Origin of the sequence: Streptomyces sp. A5-4 (genome assembly GCF_051131715.1) — a bacterium.
In the GTDB taxonomy this organism is placed as follows: domain Bacteria; phylum Actinomycetota; class Actinomycetes; order Streptomycetales; family Streptomycetaceae; genus Streptomyces.
Map to the genome: position 1 here is coordinate 7,673,447 of NZ_CP178591.1, position 13,199 is coordinate 7,686,645.

General features: G+C 69.5%; 13 protein-coding genes. 12 read left to right on the forward strand and 1 reads right to left on the reverse strand.

What is annotated here, in order from left to right; translation table 11 throughout:
* Positions 1 to 11 precede the first annotated feature (11 nt).
* The 12 genes from ACLLJJ_RS36010 (at position 12) to ACLLJJ_RS36065 (ending at position 12,323) form a co-directional block, all read left to right on the forward strand.
* Positions 12 to 428 carry an acyl carrier protein gene (locus tag ACLLJJ_RS36010; protein WP_434598876.1) on the forward strand — a complete coding sequence of 139 codons (417 nt, stop codon included), beginning with the start codon at positions 12 to 14 and terminating at the stop codon, positions 426 to 428.
* Positions 425 to 1,204: a 4'-phosphopantetheinyl transferase family protein gene (locus ACLLJJ_RS36015; protein ID WP_434598877.1), complete on the forward strand. Its 780-nt coding sequence runs from the start codon at positions 425 to 427 to the stop codon at positions 1,202 to 1,204. Before ACLLJJ_RS36010 ends, ACLLJJ_RS36015 begins: the two co-directional genes overlap by 4 nt.
* A gap of 18 nt (positions 1,205 to 1,222) precedes the next feature.
* On the forward strand, positions 1,223 to 2,767 hold the full coding sequence (locus tag ACLLJJ_RS36020; RefSeq protein WP_434598878.1) for an acyl-CoA carboxylase subunit beta: 1,545 nt from the start codon (positions 1,223 to 1,225) through the stop codon (positions 2,765 to 2,767).
* A 14-nt stretch (positions 2,768 to 2,781) separates the two neighbouring features.
* Complete coding sequence (locus ACLLJJ_RS36025; protein WP_434598879.1) at positions 2,782 to 2,985, forward strand: acyl-CoA carboxylase subunit epsilon; 204 nt, start codon at positions 2,782 to 2,784, stop codon at positions 2,983 to 2,985.
* Between the two features lie 137 nt (positions 2,986 to 3,122).
* A complete protein-coding gene (locus tag ACLLJJ_RS36030) occupies positions 3,123 to 3,716 on the forward strand; it encodes an NADPH-dependent FMN reductase (protein WP_434598880.1) in 594 nt (197 codons plus the stop codon).
* A gap of 503 nt (positions 3,717 to 4,219) precedes the next feature.
* Positions 4,220 to 5,287, forward strand: coding sequence for a glucose-1-phosphate thymidylyltransferase (locus tag ACLLJJ_RS36035; protein ID WP_434598881.1), 1,068 nt, complete (start codon positions 4,220 to 4,222; stop codon positions 5,285 to 5,287).
* Positions 5,284 to 6,285, forward strand: a complete 1,002-nt coding sequence (gene rfbB / locus ACLLJJ_RS36040) for a dTDP-glucose 4,6-dehydratase (RefSeq protein WP_434598882.1) — start codon at positions 5,284 to 5,286, stop codon at positions 6,283 to 6,285. The genes ACLLJJ_RS36035 and rfbB overlap by 4 nt, the downstream gene beginning before the upstream one ends.
* A 1-nt stretch (position 6,286) precedes the next feature.
* The gene (gene rfbH / locus ACLLJJ_RS36045; RefSeq protein ID WP_434598883.1) at positions 6,287 to 7,591 is read left to right on the forward strand and encodes a lipopolysaccharide biosynthesis protein RfbH; all 1,305 of its coding nucleotides are present in this window, start codon (positions 6,287 to 6,289) and stop codon (positions 7,589 to 7,591) included.
* On the forward strand, positions 7,588 to 8,988 hold the full coding sequence (locus ACLLJJ_RS36050; RefSeq protein WP_434598884.1) for an NDP-hexose 2,3-dehydratase family protein: 1,401 nt from the start codon (positions 7,588 to 7,590) through the stop codon (positions 8,986 to 8,988). Before rfbH ends, ACLLJJ_RS36050 begins: the two co-directional genes overlap by 4 nt.
* Positions 8,988 to 9,938: a Gfo/Idh/MocA family protein gene (locus ACLLJJ_RS36055; protein ID WP_434598885.1), complete on the forward strand. Its 951-nt coding sequence runs from the start codon at positions 8,988 to 8,990 to the stop codon at positions 9,936 to 9,938. The genes ACLLJJ_RS36050 and ACLLJJ_RS36055 overlap by 1 nt, the downstream gene beginning before the upstream one ends.
* Before the next feature lie 202 nt (positions 9,939 to 10,140).
* Positions 10,141 to 11,040 carry an alpha/beta hydrolase gene (locus ACLLJJ_RS36060; RefSeq protein ID WP_434598886.1) on the forward strand — a complete coding sequence of 300 codons (900 nt, stop codon included), beginning with the start codon at positions 10,141 to 10,143 and terminating at the stop codon, positions 11,038 to 11,040.
* Entirely contained in the window at positions 11,037 to 12,323 is a 1,287-nt protein-coding gene (locus tag ACLLJJ_RS36065) for an MFS transporter (RefSeq protein WP_434598887.1), read from the forward strand. The genes ACLLJJ_RS36060 and ACLLJJ_RS36065 overlap by 4 nt, the downstream gene beginning before the upstream one ends.
* 19 nt (positions 12,324 to 12,342) lie before the next feature.
* Here ACLLJJ_RS36065 and ACLLJJ_RS36070 read toward each other — a convergent pair whose 3' ends face one another.
* Positions 12,343 to 13,083 carry an SDR family NAD(P)-dependent oxidoreductase gene (locus tag ACLLJJ_RS36070; protein WP_434598888.1) on the reverse strand — a complete coding sequence of 247 codons (741 nt, stop codon included), beginning with the start codon at positions 13,081 to 13,083 and terminating at the stop codon, positions 12,343 to 12,345.
* Between the last annotated feature and the right edge of the window lie 116 nt (positions 13,084 to 13,199).

Here is a 13,199-nt window from a genome sequence, read left to right on the forward strand (position 1 = left end):
AGAGGAACGAGATGACCGTCCAGCAGACGACTCCCGTATGGGACTTCGACGACTGGGAGGAGGACGACGACGCCTACGAGGACCTGCTGGGCCCGGAGGTGACCGTGCCCGAGCGATGGGTCCTCGCGGCCCTCCCCGAACGGGAACGCACCCGGATCATCGAGGCGTACGTACGTCAGGAACTGGCGCGGGTGCTGCGCATCTCCGCGGACAGCGTCGAGATCTCCGGCCGGACCATGAACGGCCTGGGCGTGGGCTCCGTCGCCGGGCTGCAGATACAGAGCCGCATCGAGGAGGCGCTGGAGGTCGAGGTGAACCTGCAGATGCTGCTCCTCGCCAACAGCGCGGGTGAACTGATCGACTGCCTGTCCGGTCAGCTCGGCCCCGACGACTCCCCGCACACACCGCACGGCCGGCGCCCCGTATGAGCGTCCTGCTGGGGGGCGCGGACGAAGAACGGCTCGACGTATGGCTGTTGAGGCTGCCCAAACACGACCAGATCGCACACCTCATCGACCGGTCCGAGCTGGACGACCGGGAACGCAGGCGCGGCGCCTCGTTCCTGCGGCCCCGCGACGCCGTGCTCTACACCTCGGCGCACATCGCACTGCGCCGCATCCTGGGCGACTGCCTGAGCATTCACCCGAGCGACGTGAGATTCGTACGGGAGCCCTGCCCGGGCTGCGGCGAGCCGCACGGCAGGCCGGCCGTGGCGACGCCCGACCCACCGCTGCACTTCTCGCTCTCGCACGGCGGCGGCATGGTGCTGGTCGCGGTCGCCTCGTCGACCGTCGGCGTGGACGTGGAGCAGACGCCCCGCCCCGACACCGTGGAGATGTGCACCCCGTCGCTCCATCCGGACGAGCGCACCGAACTGGCCGCGATCCAACCGGCGGAACGCCGCGAGGCGTTCGGGCGGATCTGGACCCGCAAGGAGGCCTACCTCAAGGGCCTCGGCACCGGTCTGAGCCGTGAGCCGTCCCTGGACTATCTCGGCGCGGACAAGGACAGCAGGCCCGTCGGCTGGTCGGTCCTCGACCTGCCCGCCGGCCCCCGCCACAGCGCGGCGGCAGCGGTGCGGGCGGACATCGCCGCACCGGCCGCCGTCCACCGGCTGCCGGTGAACGTCCTCTTCGACGGCGCCGCCGTACATGCCGAAGCCGTGAATCCCGGCGACAGCGCGCTCCTGGAGCCCGCCGCCTAGATCGTGAAGGAGCAGGTCTTGCAGCAACAGCTGGACGAACTCAGAGAGATCAAAGCGACGGCGCACCGCGGGCCGAGCGAGAAGGCCACCGAGGCGCAGCACGGCAAGGGGAAGCTGACCGCCCGTGAGCGGATCGAACTCCTGCTGGACGAGCGGTCGTTCAACGAGGTGGAGCCGCTGCGCAGGCACCGGGCCACCGGCTTCGGACTGGAGGACAAGAAGCCGTACACCGACGGCGTGGTGACCGGCTGGGGCACGGTGCACGGCCGCACGGTCTTCGTCTACGCGCACGACTTCCGCATCTTCGGCGGTGCGCTCGGCGAGGCACACGCCCAGAAGATCCACAAGGTGATGGACCTGGCGGAGTCCGCGGGAGCGCCGCTCGTGTCGCTCAACGACGGGGCGGGCGCCCGCATCCAGGAGGGAGTCACCGCCCTCGCCGGCTACGGCGGCATCTTCCAGCGCAACACCCGGGCCTCCGGCGTCATCCCGCAGATCTCGGTGATGCTCGGCCCGTGCGCCGGGGGAGCGGCCTACTCGCCCGCCCTGACCGACTTCGTCTTCATGGTGCGCGACACCTCACAGATGTTCATCACCGGGCCCGACGTGGTCCGCGCGGTGACCGGCGAGGAGATCAGCCAGAACGGCCTCGGCGGCGCCGATGTGCACGCCGGTGTCTCCGGAGTGGCGCACTTCGCCTACGACGACGAGGAGGGCTGCCTGGAGGACGTACGTTTCCTGCTGTCGCTCCTGCCGTCCAACAACCGGGAGTTGCCACCGACGGAGCAGACCGACGACCCTGTCGACCGCTCCAACGACGCGCTGCTGGACATCGTGCCCGTCGAGTCGGGCCGTGCGTACGACGTCCGCTCGGTGATCGAGGAGATCGTCGACGACGGCGACTACTTCGAGGTGCAAGCGGCCTGGGCGCCGAATCTGGTCTGCGCACTGTCCCGGCTCGACGGCAACGTCATCGGCGTGGTGGCCAACAACCCGCAGGCGATGGCGGGGGTGCTGGACATCGAGGCGTCCGAGAAGGGCGCTCGCTTCGTCCAGTTCTGCGACGCGTTCAACATCCCGCTGGTGACCCTGGTGGACGTCCCGGGCTTCCTCCCGGGTGTCGACCAGGAGCACAACGGCGTCATCCGGCGCGGCGCCAAGCTCCTCTACGCGTACTGCAACGCGACCGTGCCACGCATCTCGTTGGTGCTGCGCAAGGCGTACGGCGGCGCGTACATCGTGATGGACTCCCGCTCGATCGGCGCGGACCTGGCCCTGGCCTGGCCGAGCAACGAGATCGCGGTGATGGGCGCCGAGGGCGCGGCCAACGTCATCTTCCGCCGGGAGATCAGCGCGGCCGACGACCCCGAAGCCGTGCGGCAGCAGAAGATCAAGGAGTACCGGTCGGAGCTGATGCATCCGTACTACGCGGCCGAACGCGGGCTGGTGGACGACATCATCGACCCGCGCGAGACCCGGACGAAGCTGATCAGCGCCCTGTCGATGCTGCGCACTAAACACTCCGAGCTGCCGGCCAGAAAGCACGGGAACCCCCCACAGTGACCAGGGAGACAGCGATGAGCGCGACCGATTCCGAACGCCTCTTCCGCGTGGAGAAGGGCGCCCCCGACGCCGAGGAACTGGCCGCGCTCACCGCGGTGCTGCTCACCCGCGCGGCCGGACCGCCACCGGGCTCCGAACCACCGCGCGAGCGGGCGACGGCCGGCTGGCGGCGACTTGAGCGGCGGGCCCGTTTCGCCGGCCCAAGGACCTGGCAATGACCAGCGAGTTCCCGCGCTACAGGTCTTGGTCAAGTCGCTTGTTGTCCTCCACGGCGTGAAGGAAGCTGACTACGGGATTATTTTTTGGTCCCCTATTGCTCACAGCACATCGAGTCAATCCCTTTGGAAGGTGCGGAATGCCTGAGACCCCCCTGAAGCTCGCAGTCATCATCGGCAGCGTACGTGGCGGGCGTTTTGGTACGACGGTCGCCAACTGGTTCGTCGGCCAGGCCGAGAAGCACGGGGACGTTCAGGTCGAGGTCATCGACCTGATCGACTACCCGCTGCCTCTCCAGATGCCCGCGTTCGGCCAGGACCCCGACGCCGAGACGGCCGACATCCGGGAGCGGCTGTCCGCCCGGCTGGCGGACGCCGACGCCTTCGTCGTGGTGACGCCGGAGTACAACCACACTCTTCCGGCCGCGCTCAAGAACACGATCGACTGGTACCGGGACGAGTGGATGGCCAAGCCGGTCGGTCTGATCTCCTACGGTGGCATGGGCGGTGGCCTGCGCGCCTCGGAGCACCTGCGTCAGGTGTTCGCCGAGGTCCACGCCACGACCGTGCGCGACATGATCAGCTTCCACAACGCGTGGGGCAACTTCGAGAAGGACGGCCAGCCGATCAGCCCCGAGGGCAGTGACGGCGCCGCCAAGGCTCTGCTCGACCAGCTCGTGTGGTGGGGCGACGCGCTGCGTGAGGCCCGCGCGAAGCACCCCTACGGACAGTAGAACCGGGGCTCTCCCCACAGCAGTCGACCCTGGCCAGGGGTGTGTGAAGTTCACTCGCCCCTGGTCTTTTCCATGGCCTGGAACGGGCGCCCGGGTCCTGACGTACTTCGTCGCCGGCGTCGTACCGCCCGCGCCGGGTGATCCCACCCTGCCGGGCCCCACGAGCATCTGAGGACGGCCGTCGTCGCGCTGCGCGAGACCGTCAGCACTGAGACCCCCACAGGGCCGTGCGTGCCGATGAATGCGCATGCGAACTCGGCCGGCCCTTCGCTGCGCGGCGGACCATCTGCTCCGCCGCGCAGCGCAATTCGCTGCATGGCATCCACGGCGTGTCCATTCCGCCCGGCCGAGCGAAACCCCCTGAACCGTGCGCGCGCCACTCGACGTCGTCGTCGGTCCGCGCGATCTTCGGCCTGCCAAAAAATGCGGAAAAGAATCAGCTGGGAGGAGCCGCGGGAGCACGGCCGGGTTCCACATCGAACGGCTACGAGGAGAGAACGAGAATGAAGGCTCTGGTGTTGTCGGGCGGGTCCGGTACCCGCTTGCGTCCGTTCAGTTATTCCATGCCGAAACAGCTCATCCCGATTGCCAACAAGCCCGTCCTCGAGCACGTTCTCGAGGACATCGGAAACATGGGGATCACCGAGATCGGTGTCATCGTCGGCGGTTGGTCGGCGCAGATCGCCGAGGTGATCGGCGACGGTTCGCGCCTCGGCGTCAAGGTCACCTACATCCCGCAGGACAAGCCGCTCGGCCTGGCCCACTGCGTCACGCTGGCCCGTCCCTTTCTCGGCGACGACGACTTCGTGATGTACCTCGGGGACAACATGCTGCCCGAGGGCACCGTGCGCATCGCGGACGAATTCCGGGCCGAACGGCCCGCCGCGCAGGTCGTCGTCCACAAGGTGTCCGACCCCCGGGCGTTCGGCGTCGCCGAGCTCGACGAGAACGGGCGCGTCGAGCGGCTGGTGGAGAAGCCCCGCGAGCCGAAGAGCGACCTCGCCCTGATCGGCGTGTACTTCTTCACCCCGGCCATTCACGCGGCGGTGGCGGCGATCGAGCCGAGCCCCCGCGGCGAACTGGAGATCACCGACGCGATCCAGTGGCTGCTCACCAGCGGCGCCGAGGTCAAGGCCAGTGAGTACCAAGGCTATTGGAAGGACACCGGCCGCGCCGAGGACGTCCTGGACTGCAACCGGCAGCTGCTGATGGGGCTGCACGCCGAGGTCGCCGGCGAGGTGGACGACATCAGCGAACTGACCGGCCTGGTCCGTATCGAGCCCGGCGCGCGGGTGACCCGCTCCCGCATCGAGGGCCCCGTCATCATCGGCGCCGGCACCATCATCGAGGACTGCCACATCGGTCCCGACACCTCCATCGGTGAGGGCTGCGTCCTGCGCGGCAGCCGCATCCGCGACTCCATCGTCCTGGCCGGCGCGACGATCTCGCACGTCCCCGGCATCCACGGCTCCCTGATCGGCCGGGGCGCCACGGTCGACGCGGGCGTCGAGACGGACCCCTACCACCGACTGGTGGTGGGTGACCACACCCGAATCGAGGTAGCGGCATGAAGGTCCTGGTCACGGGCGGTGCGGGGTTCATCGGCTCGCACTATGTCCGCACCCTTCTGGAGGGCGGGTACGAGGGCTACGAATCGGCCCACGTCACCGTCATCGACAAACTCACCTACGCCGGCAACCGGGACAACCTGCCCTACTCCCACCCGCGCCTGGAGTTCGTCCAGGGCGACATCTGCGACCCGCGGCTGGTGCGCGAGCTGGCCCCCGGACACGACGCGATGGTGCACTTCGCCGCCGAGTCGCATGTCGACCGGTCCCTGGAGTCGGCCTCGGAGTTCGTACGGACGAACGTCGGCGGCACCCAGAACCTGCTGGACGCCTGCCTGAGCGCCGGCGTCGAGCGGGTCGTCCATGTCTCCACGGACGAGGTCTACGGCTCCATCGAGAAGGGCTCCTGGACCGAGGAGTGGCCGCTGGCCCCCAACTCGCCGTACGCCGCCTCCAAGGCCGCGTCCGACCTGATCGCACGCTCCTACTGGCGCACCCACGGCCTGGATCTGACGATCACCCGGTGCTCCAACAACTACGGCCCCTACCAGCACCCGGAGAAGCTGATCCCGCTCTTCGTGACGAATCTGCTGGAGGGTGTGCCGCTCCCGCTGTACGGCGACGGCCTCAACATCCGCGAGTGGCTGCACGTCGACGACCACTGCCGGGCCATCCAGCTCGCCCTCACCAAGGGCCGGGCGGGCGAGATCTACAACATCGGCGGCGGCAACGAACAGACCAACCGCGGCATCACCGACCTGCTGCTCGACCTGGTCGGCGCAGACAGCTCCATGATCCGCAGGGTCGCCGACCGCAAGGGCCACGACCTGCGTTACGCACTGGACGAGACCAAGATCCGCGAAGAGCTCGGCTACGCGCCGCGCGTCCCCTTCGCACAGGGCCTGGCCGACACCGTCGCCTGGTACCAGGACAACCCGGGCTGGTGGAAGGCCGTCAAGCACCGTCATGCCGGGGCAGTAGCCGAGACAGCAGGAGTCTGAGATGAGTGAGTACAAGGCGCACGTTCTTGACGCCACCCGCAAGTATCACCAGGACATCCAGCCGACCGGCGCCTTCGTGCCGGGCGTCACCGAGATCTGGCCGTCCGGCGCGGTCCTCGACGAGGAGGACCGGGCGGCACTGGTCGGGGCCGCGCTGGACATGCGCATCGCCGCCGGTGTCAGCTCGCAGAAATTCGAGTCGGCCTTCGCCCGCAAGCTCAAACGCCGAAAGGGCCACTTGGTCAACTCGGGTTCGTCCGCCAACCTGCTGGCCCTGTCCGCGCTGACCTCGCACACCCTGGGGGACCGGCGGCTGCGCCGCGGCGACGAGGTGATCACCGTCGCGGCCGGCTTCCCGACAACGGTCAACCCGATCGTGCAGAACGGCATGGTGCCGGTCTTCATCGACATCGAGCTGGGGACGTACAACACCACCGCCGAACGGGTGGCCCAGGCGATCGGCCCCAAGACCCGGGCCATCATGATCGCGCACGCCCTCGGCAATCCCTTCGAGGTCGCCGAGATCGCCCAACTCGCCAAGGACAACGACCTGTTCTTCGTCGAGGACAACTGCGACGCGGTCGGCTCCACGTACAAGGGCCAACTCACCGGGACCTTCGGTGACTTCGCGACGGTCAGCTTCTACCCCGCGCACCACCTCACGATGGGCGAGGGCGGCATCGTCCTCACCAACGACCTGAAGATGGCCCGGGTCGTGGAGTCGCTGCGCGACTGGGGCAGGGACTGCTGGTGCGAGCCCGGCAAGAGCAACACCTGCTTCAAGCGGTTCGAATACCAGATGGGCACCCTGCCCGAGGGCTACGACCACAAGTACATCTTCTCCCACGTCGGTTACAACCTGAAGGCCACCGACCTCCAGGCGGCCCTCGGCCTCACCCAGCTCACCAAGGTCGACAGCTTCATCGAGGCCCGCAAGCGCAACTGGCGGCGGCTGCGTGACGGACTCGACGGCGTACCGCACCTTCAGCTCCCCGAGCCGACGCCGGGCAGCGACCCCAGCTGGTTCGGATTCGTCCTCACCGTGGACGCCGACGCGCCCTTCCACCGCTCCGAGCTGGTCGCGTTCCTGGAGGACCGCAAGATCGGCACCCGCCGGATGTTCGCCGGCAACCTCACCCGCCACCCCGCCTACATCGACCAGCCGCACCGGGTCGTCGGCGACCTCACCAACAGCGACATCGTCACCGAGCACACCTTCTGGGTGGGCGTGTATCCCGGACTGACCGACGAGATGCTCGACTACATCATCTCCTCCGTCAAGGAATTCGTCGGGGGCCGGCGATGACCATGGCCGTCGAGCCCGCACGGTTGCGCCCGCGTGAGGACACCGCCCTGCCCGGCCGCATCGCCCGGTCCGCCGCCACGACGGTGGGCGCGTGGCTGCCCACCGCCGACTTCGCCGGCTGGCTCGACGGGCGCCGCCAGGCCCACCGGTTCCGGGTGGACCGCATTCCGTTCGCCGAGCTGGACGGCTGGTCCTTCGACGAGACCACCGGCAACCTGGGCCACCGCAGCGGCCGGTTCTTCACCGTCGAGGGGCTGCGCGTCAGCACGGAGGACGGTCCGGTCCGCGAGTGGCACCAGCCCATCATCAAGCAGCCCGAAGTCGGCATCCTGGGCATCCTGGTAAAGGAGTTCGACGGGGTCCTGCACTTCCTGATGCAGGCCAAGATGGAGCCCGGCAACCGCAATCTGCTCCAGCTCTCCCCGACCGTCCAGGCCACCCGCAGCAACTACACCAAGGTGCACAAGGGCGCGGACGTCAAGTACATCGACTACTTCATCCGGCCCGACCGGGGCTCGGTCATCGCCGACGTACTCCAGTCCGAGCACGGCTCGTGGTTCTACCACAAGTCCAACCGCAACATGATCGTGGAGGCCGTCGGCGACGTCATCGTCGACGACGACTTCTGCTGGCTGACGCTCGGTCAGATCGGTGAGCTGCTGCACCGCGACAATGTCGTCAACATGGACTCGCGGACCGTACTGGCCTGCGCCCCCTTCCCCGGCGACGGGGCGGGCGCGCTGCACTCGGACACCGAACTGCTCTCCTGGTTCACCGCCGAGCGGGCCAGCCACGAGGTGCGCGCCGAGCGGATACCGCTGGACGAGGTGCCCGGCTGGAAGCGTGGCGAGTCGACCATCGAGCACGAGGAGGGACGGTACTTCGACGTCGTCGCGGTCTCGGTGCAGGCGGCCAGCCGGGAGGTGACCGGCTGGACCCAGCCGCTGTTCGAGCCCAAGGGGCTCGGCGTAACGGCCTTCCTGACCCGGCGGATCGGCGGCGTGCCGCACGTCCTGGCGCACGCACGCGTCGAGGGCGGCTTCCTCGACACCGTCGAGCTGGGCCCCACCGTCCAGTACACACCGGAGAATTACGCCCACCGGACCGGCGCGGACCGGCCGCCGTTCCTCGACCTGGTGATGGCCGCCGACCCGAGCCGGATCCGCTACGAGGCCGTGCACTCGGAGGAGGGCGGCCGGTTCCTGAACGCGGAGAGCCGCTACCTCCTCGTCGAAGTCGACGAGAGCGACGAGGAGCAGGTGCCGCTGGACCCGCCCGCCGGCTACTGCTGGGTCGCACCCGGCCAGCTCACCTCCCTGGTCAGGCACGGCCATTACGTCAACGTCCAGGCCCGGACCCTCCTCGCCTGCCTGAACGCGACGACGGTGCGCACCTGATGGCGTCCGTGCGCATCGGCGTTCTGGGATGCGCCGACATCGCACGGCGCCGCATGCTCCCCGCGATGGCCGCCGCGGACGGGGTCGAGATCACCGCGATCGCGGCCCGCGACCTGGAGCGGGCCGAGGAGACCGCGCGGCCGTACGGCTGCCGCGCGGTCCGGGGGTACGACGCGCTGCTCGCCCTGCCCGACGTGGACGCGGTGTACGTGCCGCTGCCCGCAGCGCTGCACGCCCGATGGGCAGGTGCCGCGCTGCGGGCGGGGAAGCACGTCCTCGCGGAGAAACCGCTCAGCTGCGACCGGGGGGAGAGCGCCGGCCTGGTCGAGCTGGCCCGCGGCAAGGGGCTCGCACTGATGGAGAACGTCATGTTCGTCCACCACCCCCAGCACGCCGTGGTCCGCGAGCTGGTCGCCGACGGGGTCATCGGTGAACTCCGCTCATTCAGAGCTGAGTTCACCGTTCCCAGGATGCCCGACGGTGACATCCGCCACCGCCCGGAGCTGGGCGGCGGCGCGCTGTGGGACACGGGTGTCTACCCGGTTCGCGCCGCCGTGCACTTCCTCGGCGACGGGCTGCGTGTCGTCGGCGCTCGACTCGCCGCAGCCGAGGGCATCACGGTGGACACGGCGGGCTCCGCCCTCCTGGACACCCCGGCGGGCGTCACCGCCCAGCTCACCTTCGGCCTCGACCACGGCTACCGCTCCGCCTACGAACTGGTCGGCAGCAGGGGCCGGATCAGTGTCGACCGCGCCTTCACCCCGCCCGCGGACCACCGGCCCGTGCTCCGCATCGAGAGCCCCACCGGACAGCGGGAGATCACTCTGGAGGCGCACGACCAGGTCGGGGCGACGGTCCTGGCGTTCGCATCCGCCGTACGCGCTCGTGAAGTACCGGCCGTGCGGGACTCCTTGTGCACGGCCGGACTGCTGGACCGGATCCGCAACTGATCACCACCACCGCCATGGAGGAGCCAGGTGAACGACGACGCCCACGACACAGCCGACCAGAGTAACCGCGTGCCACCGATTCTGCTGCTCGCCGGGGAGGTCGAGGACGAGGCCATCGGCCCCCACATCTTCCGTGGCACCGACTGACCGCCGGCCAGCCGACCCGACCGCGCCCGACCGACACGAACGGGGAGCCCACCGCATGACAGGCCCGATCCAGAGCACATCCCCAGGAGTGCGCCCGATCACCCTGGACGGCGGAGGCATCCCGTTGTCCGCCCTGCTGGCCGAACCGGCGGACATCGGCACGCCCCCACGGGCGGTCGTGGTCGCCGTGCACGGAGGGGGGATGCGCGCCGGCTACTTCGACGGCCAGGCCCACCCCGGTCTGTCCCTGATGACGCTGGCGGCGAGCCTCGGCTACACCGTCCTCGCGGTGGACCGCCCCGGCTACGGACAGTCCGCCGCTCACCTGCCCGAGGGACAGACGCCGGCCGAGCAGTCCGTCACCCTGCGCGCCGCACTCAAGGACTTCACCTCCCAATACGCGGTGGGTGAGGGCCTCTTCCTCCTCGCCCACTCCTACGGCGGCAAACTGGCGCTCACCGCCGCCGCCGACCGCGACCCGTCCGAGCTCATCGGGCTGGACATCTCAGGCTGCGCCCTGCGCTACGCCGTCGAGCCCGAGCACCTGCCGGGCTCCCGCAGCAGGGGCCAGTGGGCCAGGAACTGGGGGCCCCTGTGCCTCTACCCCCCGAACACCTTTCGGGCCAGCGCCCAGCTGATCGCCCCGATGCCCGCCCGGGAGCGCGACCAGGCCGCCCACTGGCCCGAGCACTTCCCTGACGTCGCCTCCCGCGTCCGGGTGCCGGTCCGGCTGACCTTCGCCGAGCACGAGTGCTGGTGGCAGGACGACGACACGGCCGTCCAGGAACTCACCTCCCACTTCCGCGCGGCGCCGCGCGTGACCGTGGACCGGCAGTGGACGGCCGGACACAACATCAGCCTCGGCTGGGCGGCCCGCTCGTACCACCTGAGGGTCCTGGCGTTCCTGGAGGAGTGCCTGGCGGAGCGCCACGCGAGGCGTGATCCGGTCCGGTGAACAAGACTCTCTCCCGCACCTTCCGTTCGCTGTCCGTGCGCAACTTCCGGCTGTTCGCGGCCGGTCAGGTGATGTCGGTCGGGGGCACCTGGATGATGGTGGTGGCCCAGGACTGGCTCGTACTCTCACTGACCGGCGACTCCGCCACCGCGCTGGGCATGGTGACGGCGCTCCAGTTCACCCCGCTGTTGCTGCTGACCCTGTACGGCGGCCGACTAGCCGACCGCCACGACAAGCGGCTGCTGCTGACCATCGCCAACCTGGTCTCGGGGGTGCTCGCCGCGGTGCTCGCGCTGGTGGTGCTCACCGGGGCGGTGCAGCTGTGGCACATCTATCTGTTCGCGTTCGCCCTCGGCAGCGTCAATGCCGTGGAGGTGCCGACCCGGATGGCGTTCGTGAGCGAGCTCGTCGGCGGAGACCTGCTGCCCAACGCGTCCGCGCTGAGCGCCGCGTACTTCAACACCGCCCGCGTCGCCGGACCGGCCCTCGCGGGCGTGCTCATCAGCCAGTTCGGCAGCGGTCCCGTGATGCTGCTGAACGCCGTGAGCTACCTGGCGACGGTGCTGGCCCTGCGCATGATGCGGCCCGCCGAACTCCACCGCGTCGCCGCGGGGAGCAGCGCGGGCGGCGGGGTCGTGGACGGTCTTCGCCATATGAGGTCCCGCCCCGATCTGATGCTCCCGATGGCGCTTGTCGGCGTCGTCGGGATGTTCGGGTTCAACTTCCAGCTCACCCTGCCGTTGATCGCCAGGACCGTGTACGACGCCGACGCCTCCGCCTTCGGGTTGCTCGCCAGCGCCCTGGGCGTCGGATCACTCGTGGCGGCCTTCGTCACCACGGCCCGCCGCGGCCGGCCCTCCGCCCGCACGGTGGTCGGCGCCGCACTCGCCTTCGGCCTGCTGGAGACGCTGACGGGATTCGCACCCAACCTCGTTTCGGCGGTGGTGATGCTCGTCCTCACCGGCTTCGCCACGATGTACTTCGCGCAGGCGGCGAACCACCGCATCCAGCTGGGTACGGACCCGCGGTACCGCGGTCGGGTCATGGCCCTCTACACCCTGATCTTCCAGGGCTCCACCCCGCTCGGCGCCCTCTTCGTCGGTCTGCTCAGCGAACTCCTCGGCGCCCGCTCCGGCCTGTACGTCGGCGGTCTGATCTCGCTCGCCGCCGCGGCCGTCGCGCTGGTCGTCGTACGGACCCGGGGGGAAGAGCCGGGGGAGGGGAGCAGCCTCGTGAAGAGGCGGGCCGCTCCCCGCTCCCCGGCCGCGGACAGTCGCCGCTAGCGGGTGCCACCAGCGGGTGTCACGCCGCGTGCCCGCCGTCGACCAGCACCTCGGCACCCGTCGTGTAGCGCGCGTCGTCACTCGCCAAGTACGCGACCATGGAGGCCACTTCGTCCGCGGTGCCGAAGCGGCCCAGGGCCGTCAGCTCGCTCTGCGACTGGGCGTACGGCCCGTCCGCCGGGTTCATGTCCGTGTCGATCGGGCCCGGGAGGACAAGATTGGCCGTGATGCCGCGCTCGCCCAGCTCCCGCGCCAGCGCCTTGGTCAGCCCGCTCAGCGCCGCCTTGCTCATCGCGTACAGCGTCCCGCCGGGACCCGGCACACGGTGAGCCATGCAGCTGCCGATCGAGATGATCCGCCCACCACGCTCCAGACGTCCCGCCGCGGCCTGCGAGGCCAGGTAGACGGCTCGTACATTGATGTCCAGGACCCTGTCGACATCGGTGAGGGCGAGGAGACCGATCGGCCCGAGTACGCCGACCCCGGCGTTGTTGATCAGGATGTCGAGCCGTCCGAGCGCGTCGGCGGCCCGGCCCACGACGGCTCCGGCCGCCGACGCGTCCGCCGCGTCGGCCCGCAGCGCGATCCCGCGCCTGCCCATCGCCTCGATCTTCTGGACTACTTCGTGCGCGGCATCCTCGCCATGCACATAAGTGATCGCCACATCGGCGCCGTCCTGGGCCAGCCGCAGTGCGATGGCCGCGCCCATTCCGCGGCTGCCGCCCGTCACCAGCGCGGTCCTGCCGGTCAGTGAAGACATGTCCGTACCTCTTTCCTCATTGCGTAATCCGTGGTGATGCGTGAAGTGGTGGTGACGAATTCAATGAAAGCGGCGGGACAGGGGCGCTGCTGGCGGCAAACGGACACCGATGATCG